The following is a 17,634-nucleotide window of genomic DNA, read 5'->3' on the forward strand; positions in this document are numbered from 1 at the left end:
TAAATGACCGTGATTATATAATTATTATTTAAAAAAGTAGTAGTCTTACTAGTAGGGGCTGTGAATGTGTGGATAAGTCACCATCAACCCATGGCACTAAAGTTATCCACTTGTGGATAGTGTGTTAGTAACTAATCAAAATTGTACACACTCTATTAAGTAATATCCACAAAAAGAAGATTATCCATTTTTAAGCTGTTCGACAATTTCCTGCACTTTCTTATTAAGCTCCTGGTCAGAATCCACCAGTTTTGAAATCTTCTCATGCGCATGAATAACTGTCGTGTGGTCTCTTCCCCCGAATTCCTCTCCGATCTTAGGAAGTGAGAAATCAGTAAGCTCTCGGGAAAGGTACATCGCAATTTGACGTGGGAAAGCAACTGATTTTGTTCTCTTCTTAGCAGTAAAATCCTCAAGCTTCACAGAAAAATGATCACCAATAACTGTTTGGATATCGTGAATTGTGATCACTCTTGGTTTTGATGAAGGAATAATGTTTTTGAGTGCCTCTGCTGCTAAATCGGCATTCATATCTTGATTAATTAACGAAGAGTAAGCAACCACTCTGATTAATGCTCCCTCTAGCTCTCTAATATTCGTATCAATCTGGTTAGCAATGTAGAGCATCACTTCATTAGGAATATCAAGACCTTCTGCTTTCGCCTTCTTCCTGAGAATAGCAATTCTCGTTTCAAGATCAGGAGGCGTAATATCAGTTATTAATCCCCATTCAAATCGTGAGCGTAACCGATCTTCTAATGTTGGTATTTCTTTAGGCGGTCGATCACTTGAAATGACAATTTGCTTACTTTCCTCATGAAGAGCGTTAAACGTATGGAAAAATTCCTCCTGGGTTTGTTCCTTTCCAGCTAGAAATTGAATATCATCGATCAATAGCACGTCTACGTTCCGATATTTATTGCGAAAATTGACTGTTTTATTATCACGAATGGAGTTAATAAACTCATTCGTGAATTTTTCAGATGATAAATAAACTACCTTCGCATTGGGGTTGTGTTCAATCACATAATGACCAATAGCATGCATTAGGTGAGTTTTTCCGAGTCCAACTCCCCCATAAATAAAGAGCGGATTGTATGCTCTTGCAGGTGCTTCTGCCACTGCAAGAGATGCTGCATGTGCAAAACGATTTCCCGATCCAATAACGAATGTGTCAAACGTATATTTTGAGTTAAGCACGCTTTGAGGGTGCTCTTCCTGAGCGGGGCTTGCCTTGGGTTTCTTTTTCATAGACTGTTCTAGATCCAGATCGCTATCAGACTGATTTTGCGGAATGATAAATTTCGCTTGTAGCTCACTACCCGTCAGTTCCAGTAGCGTTTCAGTAATTAAGCTTGAATATCTGGACTCCAGCCAGTCTCTAGCGAACTCATTGGGAGCAGTTATGATAATGGTGTCGCCTTCCATTCTGTTAGCAGAAGTTGACTTTAACCACGTTTCAAAACTCGGTTTACTTAATTTCTTTTCAATTTCAGATAAAGCCTGCTGCCAGAGATCCGTGATGTTATCCAACGAAGTCCCTCCTTTTGTTTCCAAAATAAAAACAGGCTGTAACCGCTGACGATACTCGACTGTTATGCCAACGTACAACCTTTGTATACCCATTTGAATATTTGCGAATAATTATGCTGTCCACAATATCGAAGCGGAGCATATAATATAGAAGAAAGTCGAATTATCGACTAAGTTCACAGGGATGTGGACAGGACCATTAACAGGCCTTAGCAACTGTCCACATATTTATCCACAGTCTGTGGACTTCTAATAACAGGTCTAATGTTATTCACGAGTTAAAACACAAATATCATAACAAAAGAATAGCGTGTTTGCAATGATTTTCAGGAAGTTATCCACAGAGTACATATCTTGTGGACTACAACTGTCCACAGCACTAGATTTTGTGTAGAACCTGTCGATAAGTGATGTGAATAACTGAAAAATGTCGAAAGTAGTTATCCACACACCATTTTTGGCCTGTGTGTAGACCGTTGATTAATTGAAATTTAATAATGTAAGGGCGCGAAATTAGTGGGAGGAAAAATTGCATCTTTTGATCGGATAAAAAGGGAATTCTGGTTTGAACTTGACAATGAGTACCCTTTTTTCTTATAATTACTTGGACTGTCTATATACAGTTTATCCTCAGGGAGGTGTAATAGAATGAAAAGAACGTTTCAACCAAACACACGTAAACGTAAAAAAGTTCACGGTTTTCGTGCACGTATGAGCTCAGCAAACGGACGTAAAGTTCTTGCTCGTCGTCGCCGTAAAGGTAGAAAAGTATTGTCTGCATAGACCACTGATCATCAGTGGTCTTTTTTTAAGATAAGGTTTATAATATGCTTATCCAAGTAACACTGGGAGTGTGCGGATTGAATAGCAACTACCGGATTAAAAAAAATTCTGAGTTTCAGAACGTGTTTAAAAACGGAAACTCAACTGCAAACAGACAATTTGTAGTTTATGTATTAAAGCGAAGTGACCAACCTCAATTTCGAATAGGCCTTTCAGTGAGTAAGCGAATCGGCAATGCTGTGACGAGAAATCGAGTGAAGCGCCTTGTGCGTGAATCCTTTCATCAATTATCCGATCAGATTAAGTTTCCTTATGATTTTGTCGTTATTGCTCGAAAGCCTGCATCAGATATGAGTTTTGAAGAAGTGAAGAGTAGTTTAATGCACGTGCTTAATCGTGCACATGTATTAAAGGGTACGAAACAAAGTGGAAAGGGGAGGAAAACGAGATGAACAAACTGGCTATGATGCTAATTCGCGTCTACCAGAGAGTCATTTCTCCATTAACCCCTCCATCTTGTCGTTTTTACCCATCCTGTTCTCATTACAGCTTTGAATCTTATCAAAAGCATGGTTTTTTTAAGGGATCGTGGTTGACGGTTAAAAGAATTTCAAAGTGCCATCCATTTCATACTGGAGGCTTTGATCCAGTTCCGGATAAAAAGAAATAAAGGCATCGCTTTTACTTACATAAATCTTTGTCGAGATATGATTGCAAGGAGGATGAAGCGTGAGGAAAAAACTAACCCTCGCATTTCTATTGATTGGTCTCGTTGCGGTCCTTTCAGGATGTAACATTAATGAACCAATTGATGCGGAAAGCACGGGATTCTGGAGCGAGTATATTGTATATCCGCTTTCCATGCTATTAACATTTTTTGCTGACTTAACTGGGGATGGGAATTATGGACTTTCAATTATGATTGTTACCATACTTATTCGCCTGGTGTTACTTCCATTAATGATTAAACAAACGAGAAGTTCAAAGGCTATGCAGGAATTGCAGCCAGAGATGCAGAAACTTAAAGAAAAATATAGCAGTAAAGATCAGAAGACGCAGCAGCAGCTTCAACAAGAAACGATGCAGCTCTTCCAGCAAAATGGTGTAAACCCGCTTGCAGGGTGTTTACCGATTTTAGTTCAAATGCCAATACTTCTTGGTTTTTATCATGCCATCATGCGTACAGAAGCAATTGCTACGCATAACTTCCTCTGGTTTAGCCTTGGAGATGCAGATATCACTCTGGCACTACTGGCCGGTGTGACAACATTCATCCAGCAAAAAATCATGATGGGTAGCGGCAGCACAGTGCAGCCACAGATGAAAATGCTTCTTTATGTAATGCCGATTATGATCATTGTATTTGCGATCAACTTCCCATCTGCGCTTGCGCTTTACTGGGTAGTCGGTAACATCTTTATGATTGCTCAAACTTACTTTATTACAAAACCTGCCATTAAAACCGCGAATACGGATACGGGAGGAGCCAAAAAGTGAGAAGCGTTACGGTAACGGGGAAAACAATTGAAGAAGCCATCCAGGATGCGCTGAATCAAATTGGAACGGTTGAAGAGAATGTAGATGTTGAAGTGATTGAGGAGCCTAAAAAAGGATTTTTAGGTTTTGGAGGAAAGCCCGCCCGCATCAAAGTAAGTGAGAAACCTGACATCATGGAGCAAACGAGGGCTTTTTTAGAAAAAGTCATTAGCAACATGGGAGTTGAAGCTAGAATAGAAGGTAAAAAGGAAGATCGAGATCTTTTCTTTACGCTATCTGGTGAAAAAATTGCGATATTGATAGGGAAGCGCGGCCAAACTTTGAACTCACTGCAATATTTGACGAATCTCGCCGCCAACCGATTTTCTAACCGATTTGTCCGTGTAGTTCTCGACGCAGAGAATTACCGTGAAAGACGAGAAGATACGCTTAAGAAACTGGCTGATCGTCTTGCGAACAAAGCGATGGTTACGAATAGGGAAGTGCAGCTAGAACCGATGCCGTCGCTTGAACGAAAAGTAATCCACCTTTATTTAAAAGATAAGAAGGGGATTTCAACTCACTCAGATGGAAACGACCCACATCGACGTGTGGTTATTGTTCCACGTCATAAATAGAAGATAACCTCCGGGCGCTTGCTCGGAGGTTTTTCTATGTGCGGGCATACTTATTTCTTTTTATGTTAAAATGGGTTACACTAAAAGGTATTGTGGATTGATCTCTGGGTTTTTGTAGAGAGTTATCCACTGTGGATAATTGGTTAAACTAATACTAGCATTCAAAATAGATATTCAACTAAAATAGAGCGACCAACTTGTGTGGAAAAGAGGGGTGAATAGAATTGGAATATGAAACAATTGCTGCGATATCGACGCCAATGGGAGAAGGAGCCATTGCGATTGTCCGTCTTAGTGGATCAGAAGCGGTTAAGATTGCTGATACCTTGTATAAAGGGAAGCAATCGCTCGCAACAGTAGATTCTCATACAATCCATTATGGCCATCTCATTGATCCAGATACAGATCAAACAGCAGAAGAAGTCATGGTTTCGATCATGAGAGGTCCGAGGACTTTTACGAGAGAAGACATTGTTGAAATCAATTGTCATGGTGGTCTTGTGTCCGTTAATCGCGTTTTAGAACTGGTGTTAAGAGGTGGAGCTCGTCTAGCTGAGCCTGGAGAGTTTACGAAGCGAGCGTTCTTGAATGGACGGATCGACCTGTCGCAGGCTGAAGCTGTGATTGATTTAATTCGTGCAAAAACGGATCGTGCTATGAATGTGGCATTAAATCAAATGGAAGGTCGCCTTTCTACACTGATTACAAAACTGAGGCGACAATTGCTTGAAACAGTTGCTCATGTAGAAGTTAATATTGACTATCCGGAATATGATGCAGAAGAAATGACTCAGAATCTTTTAACGACCCAGTTAAAAGAGGTAGAAGAAGAAATTAGAAGCATTCTCGTAACGGCAAGACAGGGTAAAATACTCCGTGAAGGACTTTCTACCGTTATTATAGGACGGCCTAATGTTGGGAAATCTTCTCTATTAAACAGTCTAGTACATGAAAACAAGGCGATCGTCACAGATGTGCCTGGAACGACTCGAGACGTAATTGAAGAGTATGTTAATGTGAGGGGCGTGCCACTCAGACTGGTTGATACAGCGGGCATTCGTGAAACGGAAGATCTTGTTGAACGAATTGGTGTAGAGCGCTCTCGTGAACGGTTAAAACAGGCGGATCTAATCCTGCTAGTGCTTAACTATAATGATGAACTGACTGAAGAAGATGAAAAACTCTTCAAGGCAGTAGAAGGCATGGACGTTATTGTTATTATAAATAAAACAGACCTCGATGAGAAACTTGACTTAAAAAGGGTCAGGGAACTTGCTCTCGAGCATCCTATCATAACAACTTCTTTAAAACACGAACAGGGTGTTGACGAGCTGGAGAAATCGATTTCTGAGCTTTTCTTTTCGGGTTCAGTAGAGTCTCAAGATTTAACGTATGTATCGAACTCGAGGCATATCGCTCTTCTTGAACAGTCTCGAAGAACGCTAGAAGATGCTCTGGGAGCAATTGAAGCAGGTATGCCGGTTGATATGGTTCAGATTGATATTACACGTACCTGGGAAATTCTTGGGGAAATTATAGGAGATACAGTTTCGGAAAGTTTGATTGATCAGTTATTTTCGCAGTTTTGTCTTGGGAAATAAGAAGTTAAAAGGAGGAATACGGCAATGGGTTATAAAGCCGATTCTTATGATGTTATTGTTGTCGGGGCTGGTCATGCGGGCGTTGAAGCGGGACTCGCTTCAGCGAGAATGGGTGCGAACACTCTTATGCTTACGCTCAATCTGGACTCCATCGCATTTATGCCATGTAATCCAAGTGTAGGCGGTCCAGCAAAAGGGATTGTTGTTCGTGAAATCGATGCACTTGGTGGCGAAATGGCACGAAATATTGATAAAACACACATCCAGATGCGTATGCTTAACACAGGTAAGGGGCCAGCAGTCCGTGCATTACGTGCACAGGCTGATAAAGTCCTTTACCAGAGTGAAATGAAGAAAACGATTGAAGAACAGGAAAATCTTACACTCTTGCAGGGGATGGTTGAGCAGCTAATCGTTGAAGATGGAGTATGTAAGGGCGTGATCACGAAAACCGGTGCAGAGTATGAAGCTAAATCTGTGGTCCTTACAACAGGTACATTTATGCGAGGACGTGTTATTATTGGGGATCTTTCCTATGAAAGTGGACCAAATAACATGCAGCCTTCTGTTAATTTATCATACCATTTGCAGGACCTTGGATTTGATATGGTACGCTTTAAGACAGGTACACCGCCGCGTATAAACAATAAATCCATTGATTATAGCAAAACGGAAATTCAGCCAGGCGACGAAAAGCCGCGTGCCTTTTCCTATGAAACAACAGAATTTATTACAGATCAGCTGCCTTGCTGGTTAACGTATACAGGAGAAGAGACGCATAAGCTGATTAACGACAACCTTCACCGTTCTCCGATGTATTCGGGTATGATTGAAGGTACAGGACCTCGTTATTGTCCATCTATTGAGGATAAAATTGTTCGTTTCAACGATAAACCACGTCATCAAATTTTCCTTGAGCCTGAAGGACGTAATACAAAGGAAGTTTATGTGCAGGGACTATCTACAAGTCTTCCTGAAGATCTGCAGCGTCAAATTCTTAAAACAGTACCGGGTCTAGAAAATGTTGAAATGATGCGTGCGGGATATGCGATCGAATACGACGTTATTGTACCTACGCAGCTATGGCCTTCACTCGAAACAAAGACGGTCAAGAACCTCTTTACTGCAGGACAGTTAAATGGTACTTCTGGTTATGAAGAGGCTGCAGGTCAGGGAATCATGGCAGGGATTAACGCTGCACGTAATGCACAGGAACGTGAGGCTGTTATTCTCGATCGTTCGCAAGGGTATATCGGCGTCTTAATCGATGATCTTGTAACGAAAGGGACGAATGAACCTTACCGTTTATTAACATCACGTGCTGAATACCGCTTGCTTCTTCGTCATGATAATGCAGACTTAAGACTTACTGAAATCGGCTATGAGATTGGTATGATTTCTAAGGAACGTTATGATCGTTTCCTTGCTAAAAAAGATATGATTGAAAAAGAAATAAAACGTCTTGAATCGATCGTCATTAAACCGGGTGAAAAGGTGAATGCAGTCCTTCCAGAAAACAGCACAGAGTTGAAGGAAGCCCTACATGCAGCTAACCTGCTTAAGCGACCAGAAGTCACATATGATGCGATTAAGACACTAGCACCAGCGGAAGTAGAAGTTCCAGAAGATGTTGCTGAACAAGTTGAGATTCAGATTAAATACAGTGGCTATATTAATAAAAGTCTTCAACAAGTAGAACGTATGAAGAAGATGGATGAGAAGAAGATTCCAGACGCGATTGATTTCTATGCGATTAACGGCCTTGCGAATGAGGCGAAGCAAAAGCTTGATGAAGTACGTCCGCTCTCAATAGGTCAAGCGTCTCGTGTGTCCGGTGTCAATCCAGCTGATGTTTCAATTTTACTTGTCTATATTGAGCAGGGTAAGATCGCAAAGGTTGCAAAATAATGGATAAAGCGGGGGAGCTATGAACGAACAACAGTTTCAGGAGCAGTTAATGGAGAAAGGGATCACACTTTCTCCTGAACAGCTTCATCAATTTCAAACATACTATAAGATCCTAGTTGAATGGAACGAGAAAATGAATCTGACGGCTATTATAGAAAAAGAAGAAGTATATGAAAAGCATTTCTTTGACTCTATTATGGCCGCGTTCTCATTTGATTTCTCTTCTAATTATCACATTTGCGATGTAGGGGCTGGGGCAGGGTTCCCAAGCCTTCCTATCAAAATTTGCTTTCCACACTTAAACGTCACCATTGTCGATTCACTTAATAAACGGATTGGCTTTTTGGAACATCTATCATCCGAGTTAAAGTTATCGAATGTATCGTTCTTCCACGATCGTGCAGAATTATTTGGGAAAAATAAATCACATCGGGAAAAGTACGATGTAGTAACAGCAAGGGCTGTTGCGCGCATGTCAGTTCTTGGTGAATTGTGCTTGCCCCTTGTAAAGCAAGGTGGATATTTTGTCGCTTTAAAAGGTCCCAATGTCGAAGAAGAACTCGAATCTGGTAAACAGGCGATTACGTTACTAGGTGGGGAAGTAGAAGAACTTGATACGCTGACCCTTCCAGGTGAAAAAAGCGAGCGAAACATTGTAACGATTAAAAAAATAAAAGCGACACCAAAAAAATATCCAAGAAAGCCAGGCACACCAAATAAAAATCCTTTATAATAGAAATGGACTGCATTTGAACGGAAAAGTGTTTCGCATGGAACACTGCTACGATGGAAGGATTTATGTTTTATAGCAACGAATCAGTTAAGGAGTCGATTAAAGGTGGTGTTAGGCGATGAAGCATACGTTTTCACGTCTTTTCGGTTTGAACGATGAGAAAAACGAGACGATGGAAGTAGAACAAGAGGAAGTGAAGCAGCTTCTAGTAGATGAAATCATTCCGAACCGTTTCCAACCTCGAACAATTTTTATAGATGAGCGAATTGCTGAACTATCTCAAACCATTAAGACCCATGGAATTATTCAGCCAATTGTGGTGAGAGAACGTGAAGGAAAGTATGAAATTATTGCCGGGGAGCGTCGATGGAGAGCTGTTAAAAAGCTTGGATGGGAACGAATTCCTGCTATTATTAAAGAATTTAATGATTCACAAACGGCATCAATAGCCCTGATCGAGAACCTGCAGCGAGAGGAACTAACTGCTGTAGAAGAAGCGATGGCTTACGCACAACTTATTGAACTTCATGATTTAACTCAGGAAAGTCTTGCCCAGCGTCTCGGCAAAGGTCAATCAACCATTGCTAATAAGCTCAGGTTATTAAAATTGCCTGAACCTATTCAGCAAGCGCTGCTACAGAAGAAGATTACGGAGAGACATGCTAGAGCTCTCATACCGCTCAAGAACCCTGAGAACCAGGTTAAGGTTCTTGCAGAAGTGCTTGAGAAGCAGTGGAATGTAAAGCAGACGGAAGAACGTGTTGTACGTATGCTTGAGGGTACCGTCCCTAAGCCAAAGCCAAGAAAGAAATCTGTTAGTAAAGACATGCGTTTAGCTGTGAATACGATCCGTCAATCACTCGATATGGTCACTGAAACTGGATTAATGATTGATACGGACGAAGAAGACCACGATGAATATTATCAATTCACCATACGCATTCCTAAAAAGAAGTGAAACTCATCCATTCGGGTGAGTTTTTTGTATCAACAGGTGATTTTCTTTCATTTGAATCAGTTTTACAGATATGGATTATTTTTAAAATGACATCCACTCGATTTTAAAAATGATAAAATGAGAGAAAGAACTGCTTTTGAAGAGAGTGGGTGACATCTTGGCAAATATCATTGCTGTAGCGAATCAAAAAGGCGGGGTTGGAAAGACGACAACGTCGGTGAATATAAGTGCATGTCTCGCTTATCTTGGAAGGAAAGTTTTGCTTGTTGATATTGATCCTCAGGGAAATGCTACAAGTGGTGTTGGAATTGAAAAAGGGGGAATAGAACATTGTGTTTATAATATTCTCGTAGACGATATGGAAGCTGAAGATATCATCCAGGAGACAATTGTAGAAAATCTTCATGTTATTCCTTCAACTATTCAGCTTGCTGGTGCAGAAATTGAGCTTGTTCCGACCATTTCCCGGGAATTAAGGTTGAAACGAGCGCTAACGAAAGTTGAAAAAAAATATGATTATATTATAATAGATTGTCCTCCTTCACTTGGGTTGTTAACGATCAATTCTCTCACGGCTGCGAACGCAGTACTAATTCCTGTGCAGTGTGAATACTATGCGCTTGAAGGATTGAGTCAGCTGTTAAATACGGTTCGACTCGTGCAGAAACATTTAAATACCGATTTGAAAATTGAAGGTGTTCTGTTAACAATGCTTGATGCGAGGACGAATCTCGGCATTCAGGTAATCGAGGAAGTTAAAAAATATTTTCAAGAGAAAGTATACCGAGCTATTATCCCCCGTAATGTGCGATTAAGCGAAGCACCAAGTCACGGGAAACCAATTATTGTATACGATCCAAAATCTCGAGGCGCCGAAGTATATTTAGAACTTGCAAAGGAAGTGTTAGACAATGGCTAATCGTGGATTGGGGAAAGGGATTAACGCGTTATTCCCTTCTCAGAATGAGGACGAAATCGTCAAAGAAATCCCCATCAGCGATCTGCGCCCAAATCCATATCAACCGAGAAAAACATTTCACAAAGAAGCAATTGAAGAATTAAGTACGTCTATTCAAACATTTGGTGTACTTCAACCATTGATTGTCAGACAGAGCATCAAGGGATATGAAATCGTGGTCGGAGAAAGAAGATATCGTGCATCAAAGGAAGCGGGACTTAAAACAGTTCCTGCTGTTGTGAAAGAGTTATCGGACCAGAAAATGATGGAGATTGCGCTGATTGAAAATCTTCAGCGAGAAAATTTAAATCCAATTGAAGAAGCGCTAGCTTACCAGAAATTGATGGAGAAAACGGAAGTAACACAGGAGGAGCTTGCTAAGCGTCTCGGTAAAAGCAGGCCACACCTAACGAATTTTCTCCGCTTGCTTCAGCTTCCTTCAGATGTACAGAATTATATCTCGGAAGGAATGCTTACAATGGGGCATGGTCGTGCTCTTCTTGGACTGAAGAAAAAAGATGATAGAAAGCCTCTAGCTGATCGAGTAGTAAAAGAAAAAATGAACGTCAGGCAATTGGAGCAGTTGATTACGCAATTGAATGAAAATGTTTCACGTGAAACTAAGAAAGATGAAAAGCCTGATCCTTTTCTTAAAGAAAAGGAAAATCGTCTTCGAGAACGGCTTGGCACTTCTGTGTCGATAAAAAGATCCAAGAAAAAAGGGAAAATTGAAATTGAATTTTTCTCTGAAGAAGACCTTGCTCGAATTCTTGATGTAATTGAAAAAGAAGGTAATTAATAAAAAGCATAAACTGGGACGCAGTTTATGCTTTTATTATACAATTGACATAAAATTTGAGGTGTTTATGTGATATATCTAGATCAAGCAGCTTCATCTTTTCCAAAGCCACCTGAAGTCGTTCAAGCCATGACAGAAGCTATAACCGAGTACGGAGCAAACCCTGGAAGAGGCGGTCATGCGCTATCGAAGCGTGCTGATGATACGATTCGCCGTACCAGAGAGCAGTTGGCAGCGTTTTTTGGGTTTGATCTTCCTGATCGGGTTTGTTTTACATCGAATGCAACGAGTGCCCTTAATCAGGCTATAAAGGGGTTTCCGTTTGTAGAAGGAGATCATGTTCTAACAACTTCTTTCGAACATAATTCGGTCCGTCGTCCACTTGAATACATGAAGAAAACAACCGGTATCGTGATTGACTATGTAAATACAGGTGAATCGGAATGGTTTGATCTGGAGGCTTTCAAGAGCAATATTACCGATCAAACGAAAATGATTGTCATAACTCACGGGTCAAATTTAACTGGAAAAAAACTTCCACTAGATGTGATTGGCGCAGTGGCTCGGCAGAAACAGATTCCATTTCTTGTTGATGCTTCTCAAACGGCAGGTGTCCTACCTATTCACATGAAAGAAATGAACATTGATATGCTCGCATTCCCCGGTCATAAAGGTTTACTTGGTCCTCAGGGAACGGGAGTCTTAATCGTTGGGGAGGGAATTGAACTTACTCCATTACACCATGGTGGAACAGGAAGTCGTTCTGAATTAATTGACCAGCCTGATCTTCTTCCAGAACGACTGGAAAGCGGCACACTGAATACACCGGGCATTGCTGGATTATTGGCTGGTCTTGAAGCAGTAAAGCGGATGGGGCTCGATACGATAAGTGAGCACGAAGACCGCCTTGTTTCGCAGCTGATCAATGGATTGAAGAAGATCGATTTTGTTCACATTTATGGTCCTGAGCATGATCGCCTTGGTGTAGTACCGTTTACGATAGCGGGAATTGATAGTCAGGAAATAGCGATTATTCTTGATCAACATTACAACATAGCTGTACGAGCAGGCCTGCATTGTACGCCTCTAGGCCATGAATCTATTGGAACAATTGAGCATGGCACGGTTCGATTAAGCGTAGGACCTTACAATACAAAAGAAGAAATTGAAAAAGTGATCCGGGCAATCGCTCAAATAGTAGAAGGTTACTTTGGCTGAGGAGAGGTAGTATGGTGATTTTAGGTACTGTTGTAAATGGCGTGGCGATTATAGCAGGTTCATTGATTGGGACGATTAGCAGCAAAATACCAGAACGGATGAAAACGACGATCATGCAGGGGCTTGCCCTCGTTATCGTCGTCATTGGTCTGCAAATGGCGATGAAGAGTGAACAGTTTCTTATCGTCATTGGTAGCCTGGTTCTTGGTGGAATGCTGGGTGAATACTGGAATCTTGAAGGGAAGCTTGGCAAAGTAGGGAAATGGATTGAGAGAAAAACTGGAGCTACAGCAGAGGGAAGTGTTGCACAAGCTTTCGTAACTGCTACCCTTGTTTATGTAGTCGGGGCGATGGCGATTCTGGGGGCGCTTGATAGCGGGCTTCGAAATGATCACTCGATTCTTTATACAAAGTCGCTGATAGATGGTTTCACAGCCATCATATTTACAGCAACACTTGGGTATGGTGTGTTGTTTTCCGCTTTTCCAGTTATGATTTACCAGGGGTTAATTGCTTTATTTGCCTCCCAAATTAATCGATTCGTCCCACAGGTCCTCCTTGACGCCTTTATAACTGAGATTACATCAGCGGGAGGAATCATGATCCTAGCTATTGGTTTAAATTTACTCGGCATTATTAAAATTAGGGTAGCAAACTTTCTTCCAGCCCTTTTAGTAGCGGCCGGGCTAGTTACCCTGGTTCATCTGGCTCCGTCTTTATTTTAAAAAAACCCTTTCCGGGTAAAAGATTCCAGGAAAGGGATTTTTTTATGGGAGCTGGAGCAGGTCGTCTCCCCAGGTTGAACGTTTTTTTCTCTCTGGATGTATATCACTTGCATAAGCTTCAAGTGCTTGATGAAGGCTTAGAGCCATGATATCTGCCATTTTCATGACAAGATTCAATCGTGTGTTTTGCAAAACAAAATACTCCATAAATCCACTTACATTCACAATCCCGGTTAAATGGATTGCTCCTACCTCAGGAAGTTCCTTTTTCACTCCGGCACCTGGTTTAACAGGTCCCTCTCCTGCTGTAATAATCCCTACTGAATGAAGGCGTCCAAGACAGGCATCAATCCCGATGATAAACGGGTTTCGATGCTGTTGATCAATCGTGTCCATCACCTCATTTAAATTTACAGCATGAACAGGAGACTCGAGCGTACCATATACCGTAGCCTCTAGCTTGAGCTCTTGTAATTTGCTTCCAACAAGAGGACCGAGTGCATCCCCCGTTGAGCGATCCGTACCGATACAGACAATTACAATGGAATCCGCTTTTCGCTCTGGTAGCAGAAGGGAAACCCTCTCACTAAGTGTTTGTATAGCAAGAGTATCCTCATGATGGATTCGATAAGCAGCAGGCTTTTTTTGAAAAAACTTGTCTCGAAGATTCATAGGATTCTCTCCTTTGTAATAGTAGTAACAGTATACGGAATCTTTAAGCGATCTATACATAAAGCTACAGATTTTACTTGTTATTTGCTTCATTCGCTAAGCAAATTGACTGAGGAGGGAATGCCATGTGGAGCGGTGGATTCAAATGGCTGTTTCTTATATTAGGAACGATGATTGGTGCAGGATATGCGTCTGGGAGGGAATTATGGCAATTTTTTGGACATGAGAGCGTTCTAGCAATTGCCTTATTTACAGTGATGTTTTCGATTTGTTGCTATGTGATTATGAAAATAAGCTTTGAAACAAATTCTAGCCACTACATTCCAATTCTAGAGCGATTGGTTGGGAAAAGACTAACAGGAATTTATGATGTGCTGATTATTCTTTATTTATTTACAACAACGATTGTCATGTTTGCAGGAGGCGGCGCTACAATGGAAGTTGTCCATTTGCCATACTGGTTGGGTATTGGCATTCTTGCCGCCCTTGTTATTGTGCTCTTCTTCTGGGATATAAACGGTATGCTCTCAATGAATGCATTGATTCTCCCTTTACTTATTCTCCTCTTACTTGCCGTGCTTATTCTTTTTATTAACTCTAACGAGAATGCGATGCTTTTTGATTTGGCTAAACAATCGAACTGGCCGGCGGCATTCACCTTCACGGCTCTTAATATTCTGCCTCTTGTAGCGGTTCTTTCAGCTGTTGGTCATCAAATTAAATCAAAAGGAGAAATCTGGATTGCAAGTATTGGGAGTGGCATCATTCTAGGAGGGGTTTCATTTCTCTATAATCAATCACTAATTCAAGTAGCACATGATTTACTCGTCTATGAAATTCCTTTATTCGCGATTTTGAAAAACTATCCGTATTATATGATTCTCATTATGTCAGTATTGTTATGGTCAGCGATCTACACAACAGCAGTGAGTGGTGTTTTTGGACTGACCGCAAGATTCCGAGATATACTCGGTCTTCCTTTATGGGTTATTGCCTTTCTAGTAGTAGCAATTATGCTTCCATTTACAACATTTGGTTTTTCAACACTAGTTGGTTTTTTATACCCTCTATACGGGGTTCTTAATCTCTATATTTTAGCATCTATCTTGATTTTCCCGGTTCTAAAAAGGTATGATTTGTTATCATAACACTAAAAACTGGGAGGGATGATGGGTGGATTGGTTAGAGCCAATTTGGAGAACTGCCTACGATTATTTATCCAATCGTGAGCTCTGGATTAACCTATCAGCCAGCACGCTTAAAATTATTGCTATTTTGGTCGGGACATGGATTTTTCTTCGAATCGCAAAATCAGCTCTTAGTCAAATATTTGCCATTCGTTTAAAAAGTCCTCTTCGATTATCGGAACGAAGAGAAGCTACGCTCATTCGATTAATCGAAAATATCCTGACATATGCAACTTATTTTATTGCTCTGGTCATGATTTTAAGTGAGTTTGAAGTGGATGTACGAACGTTAATAGCTGGGGCTGGAGTTGTGGGTCTAGCCGTTGGTTTTGGTGCTCAAAACCTTGTCCGTGACATTATCACTGGCTTTTTTATCATTTTTGAAAAACAATTCTCTGTAGGTGACTATGTTCGCATTTCTGGAATCGAAGGGTTTGTGGAGGAGATCGGTTTACGTGTCACGAAAATTAAAAGCTGGACAGGAGAACTCCACATTCTACCGAATGGTAATATTAATCAAGTGACGAACTACTCGATTCATAATAGTGTTGCTGTAGTGGATGTTAGCATCGCTTATGAAGAACAAATACAAGAAGCAGAAGAAATTATTATAGAGTTGATGGACGAGCTTTATAAGAAGTTTGATGCCATGATCGTAAAACCGGAGTATCTTGGTGTACAAACACTCGGCCCTTCAGAGGTTGTTCTCCGAATTATTTCAGAAGTGCAACCAATGGAGCATTGGGCAATCGGCCGTGAAATCCGTAAAGAAGTCAAGCAGCGCCTTGATGAGAGAGGAATTGAAATACCATTCCCTCGCGTTGTCATGTACCAGCGTGATCAACAGGTGAAGTGAAAGAAAAAGCATAAAGGGGTGGATCCTGATGTCTGAGAAAGAATTTGGTTTAAAAGACGTAGTTGAAATGAAAAAAGCTCATCCTTGTGGTGAGAATCGCTGGAAAGTCATTCGAATGGGGGCGGACATACGGATAAAATGTCTTGGATGTGAGCACAGCGTAATGCTGCCCCGAAAAGAGTTTTCTAGAAAACTCAAAAAAGTTCTTGAGCATGCTGAATCCTGACCGTCCTTATAAGGGCGGTCTTTTTCGATGAAAGCTAAAGGAGGAAGCTTGTTTTTTTGCATTTCCATCTCTATAATTGACAAGGTATGTCGTTTGTTGAACAAGATCACATTGACCGTTTAATGGCTAATTCAGCCGTGCTTATAAAATAACGCCTATTAAGGCAGATACGTTGAAGGAGTGACCGAGATGGCATTAACCACCGGTATTGTAGGACTTCCAAATGTTGGGAAGTCAACATTATTTAACGCAATTACGCAGGCTGGAGCGGAATCAGCTAACTATCCATTCTGTACGATTGATCCGAACATTGGAATTGTTGAAGTTCCAGACGAGCGTCTTCAAAAATTAACAGAGCTTGTAAAGCCAAAGAAAACCGTTCCAACTGCTTTTGAATTTACTGATATTGCAGGAATTGTAAAAGGAGCCAGCAAAGGGGAAGGTCTAGGTAATAAATTCCTTTCACACATTCGTCAGGTTGACGCGATTTCCCAAGTTGTTCGCTGCTTTGACGATGAAAATATTACGCACGTATCTGGTAAAGTAGATCCGATTTCTGATATTGAAACAATTAATCTTGAGCTAGTGCTTGCTGATCTTGAATCAGTTGATAAGCGCATTGCTCGTGTTCAAAAAATGGCGAAGCAAAAAGACAAGGAAGCACTAGCTGAGTTTAACGTTCTTACGAAGCTGAAGGAAGCGTTCGAAGAAGAACTGCCTGCTCGTAGTGTGGAATTAACAGAAGAAGAAGAGAAGATTGTTTACGGGCTTCACCTATTAACGAAAAAGCCGGTTCTTTACGTTGCAAACGTTGATGAAGATGATCTTCTTGACCCTTCTGACAACGAGTATGTTGCTAAGGTTCGTGAATATGCTGCGAAAGAAGGTGCTGAAGTTATCGTTGTATGTGCGAAAATCGAGTCTGAACTTGCAGAGCTTGATGGTGAAGAGAAAGACGCATTTCTTGAAGATATCGGCATCTCTGAGCCAGGCTTAAACAAATTAATCCGTGCTTCATATGATCTCCTTGGTCTTGCTACTTATTTTACTGCAGGTGAACAGGAAGTACGGGCATGGACATTCCGTCTTGGAATGAAAGCTCCTCAAGCAGCGGGAATTATCCATACAGATTTTGAACGTGGCTTTATTCGAGCTGAAATTGTCGCTTATGATGACCTTGTTAATGCAGGCACAATGGCAGTTGCAAAGGAAAAAGGAAAAGTACGTCTTGAAGGAAAAGAGTACATCGTGAAAGACGGAGATGTTATCCATTTCCGCTTTAACGTATAAATAGAATTTCAACTTGCTAATAGAGAGCTAATTTGGTATAATCTAAAGCTGTGAGTAATTATCTTTGTATACT

General features: G+C 40.9%; 19 protein-coding genes. 17 read left to right on the forward strand and 2 right to left on the reverse strand.

Features of this window, described 5'->3' with window-relative positions:
- Positions 1 to 180 precede the first annotated feature (180 nt).
- The gene (dnaA, locus tag ABFG93_RS11615) at positions 181 to 1,533 is read right to left on the reverse strand and encodes a chromosomal replication initiator protein DnaA (protein WP_347548201.1); all 1,353 of its coding nucleotides are present in this window, start codon (positions 1,531 to 1,533) and stop codon (positions 181 to 183) included.
- A 648-nt stretch (positions 1,534 to 2,181) separates the two neighbouring features.
- Between dnaA and rpmH the strand changes: the two genes are divergently transcribed.
- From rpmH to ABFG93_RS11680, 13 genes are all read left to right on the forward strand, one after another.
- Complete coding sequence (rpmH, locus tag ABFG93_RS11620) at positions 2,182 to 2,316, forward strand: 50S ribosomal protein L34 (protein ID WP_048311109.1); 135 nt, start codon at positions 2,182 to 2,184, stop codon at positions 2,314 to 2,316.
- A 77-nt stretch (positions 2,317 to 2,393) separates the two neighbouring features.
- Positions 2,394 to 2,768 carry a ribonuclease P protein component gene (gene rnpA, locus ABFG93_RS11625; RefSeq protein ID WP_347548202.1) on the forward strand — a complete coding sequence of 125 codons (375 nt, stop codon included), beginning with the start codon at positions 2,394 to 2,396 and terminating at the stop codon, positions 2,766 to 2,768.
- Complete coding sequence (yidD, locus tag ABFG93_RS11630) at positions 2,765 to 2,986, forward strand: membrane protein insertion efficiency factor YidD (protein ID WP_347548203.1); 222 nt, start codon at positions 2,765 to 2,767, stop codon at positions 2,984 to 2,986. Before rnpA ends, yidD begins: the two co-directional genes overlap by 4 nt.
- Positions 2,987 to 3,045: 59 nt before the next feature.
- Entirely contained in the window at positions 3,046 to 3,813 is a 768-nt protein-coding gene (gene spoIIIJ / locus ABFG93_RS11635; RefSeq protein ID WP_347548204.1) for a YidC family membrane integrase SpoIIIJ, read from the forward strand.
- A complete protein-coding gene (jag, locus tag ABFG93_RS11640) occupies positions 3,810 to 4,430 on the forward strand; it encodes an RNA-binding cell elongation regulator Jag/EloR (RefSeq protein WP_347548205.1) in 621 nt (206 codons plus the stop codon). The genes spoIIIJ and jag overlap by 4 nt, the downstream gene beginning before the upstream one ends.
- 224 nt (positions 4,431 to 4,654) lie before the next feature.
- Positions 4,655 to 6,031, forward strand: coding sequence for a tRNA uridine-5-carboxymethylaminomethyl(34) synthesis GTPase MnmE (mnmE, locus tag ABFG93_RS11645; protein WP_347548206.1), 1,377 nt, complete (start codon positions 4,655 to 4,657; stop codon positions 6,029 to 6,031).
- A 24-nt stretch (positions 6,032 to 6,055) separates the two neighbouring features.
- The gene (mnmG, locus tag ABFG93_RS11650; protein ID WP_347548207.1) at positions 6,056 to 7,939 is read left to right on the forward strand and encodes a tRNA uridine-5-carboxymethylaminomethyl(34) synthesis enzyme MnmG; all 1,884 of its coding nucleotides are present in this window, start codon (positions 6,056 to 6,058) and stop codon (positions 7,937 to 7,939) included.
- Between the two features lie 19 nt (positions 7,940 to 7,958).
- Entirely contained in the window at positions 7,959 to 8,672 is a 714-nt protein-coding gene (gene rsmG, locus ABFG93_RS11655; RefSeq protein WP_347548208.1) for a 16S rRNA (guanine(527)-N(7))-methyltransferase RsmG, read from the forward strand.
- Positions 8,673 to 8,790: 118 nt separating this feature from the next.
- Complete coding sequence (noc, locus tag ABFG93_RS11660) at positions 8,791 to 9,630, forward strand: nucleoid occlusion protein (RefSeq protein ID WP_347548209.1); 840 nt, start codon at positions 8,791 to 8,793, stop codon at positions 9,628 to 9,630.
- 157 nt (positions 9,631 to 9,787) lie between these two features.
- Positions 9,788 to 10,549: a ParA family protein gene (locus ABFG93_RS11665; protein WP_347548210.1), complete on the forward strand. Its 762-nt coding sequence runs from the start codon at positions 9,788 to 9,790 to the stop codon at positions 10,547 to 10,549.
- Positions 10,542 to 11,387, forward strand: coding sequence for a ParB/RepB/Spo0J family partition protein (locus ABFG93_RS11670; protein ID WP_347548211.1), 846 nt, complete (start codon positions 10,542 to 10,544; stop codon positions 11,385 to 11,387). Before ABFG93_RS11665 ends, ABFG93_RS11670 begins: the two co-directional genes overlap by 8 nt.
- 69 nt (positions 11,388 to 11,456) lie before the next feature.
- A complete protein-coding gene (locus tag ABFG93_RS11675; RefSeq protein ID WP_347548212.1) occupies positions 11,457 to 12,605 on the forward strand; it encodes an aminotransferase class V-fold PLP-dependent enzyme in 1,149 nt (382 codons plus the stop codon).
- Between the two features lie 11 nt (positions 12,606 to 12,616).
- Positions 12,617 to 13,330, forward strand: coding sequence for a DUF554 domain-containing protein (locus tag ABFG93_RS11680; protein WP_347548213.1), 714 nt, complete (start codon positions 12,617 to 12,619; stop codon positions 13,328 to 13,330).
- 42 nt (positions 13,331 to 13,372) lie between these two features.
- Here ABFG93_RS11680 and yyaC read toward each other — a convergent pair whose 3' ends face one another.
- Entirely contained in the window at positions 13,373 to 14,002 is a 630-nt protein-coding gene (gene yyaC / locus ABFG93_RS11685; protein WP_347548214.1) for a spore protease YyaC, read from the reverse strand.
- 125 nt (positions 14,003 to 14,127) lie between these two features.
- Here yyaC and ABFG93_RS11690 point away from each other — a divergent pair, with 125 nt between their 5' ends.
- From ABFG93_RS11690 to ychF, 4 genes are all read left to right on the forward strand, one after another.
- Positions 14,128 to 15,150, forward strand: coding sequence for a YkvI family membrane protein (locus ABFG93_RS11690; RefSeq protein WP_347548215.1), 1,023 nt, complete (start codon positions 14,128 to 14,130; stop codon positions 15,148 to 15,150).
- 25 nt (positions 15,151 to 15,175) lie between these two features.
- Positions 15,176 to 16,045 carry a mechanosensitive ion channel family protein gene (locus tag ABFG93_RS11695; RefSeq protein ID WP_347548216.1) on the forward strand — a complete coding sequence of 290 codons (870 nt, stop codon included), beginning with the start codon at positions 15,176 to 15,178 and terminating at the stop codon, positions 16,043 to 16,045.
- A 28-nt stretch (positions 16,046 to 16,073) separates the two neighbouring features.
- Positions 16,074 to 16,271, forward strand: a complete 198-nt coding sequence (locus ABFG93_RS11700; RefSeq protein WP_347548217.1) for a DUF951 domain-containing protein — start codon at positions 16,074 to 16,076, stop codon at positions 16,269 to 16,271.
- A 189-nt stretch (positions 16,272 to 16,460) separates the two neighbouring features.
- Complete coding sequence (gene ychF / locus ABFG93_RS11705; protein ID WP_347548218.1) at positions 16,461 to 17,561, forward strand: redox-regulated ATPase YchF; 1,101 nt, start codon at positions 16,461 to 16,463, stop codon at positions 17,559 to 17,561.
- Positions 17,562 to 17,634: the final 73 nt, after the last annotated feature.

It is taken from the genome of Pseudalkalibacillus hwajinpoensis (assembly GCF_039851965.1).
GTDB lineage: Bacteria > Bacillota > Bacilli > Bacillales > Guptibacillaceae > Guptibacillus > Guptibacillus hwajinpoensis_E.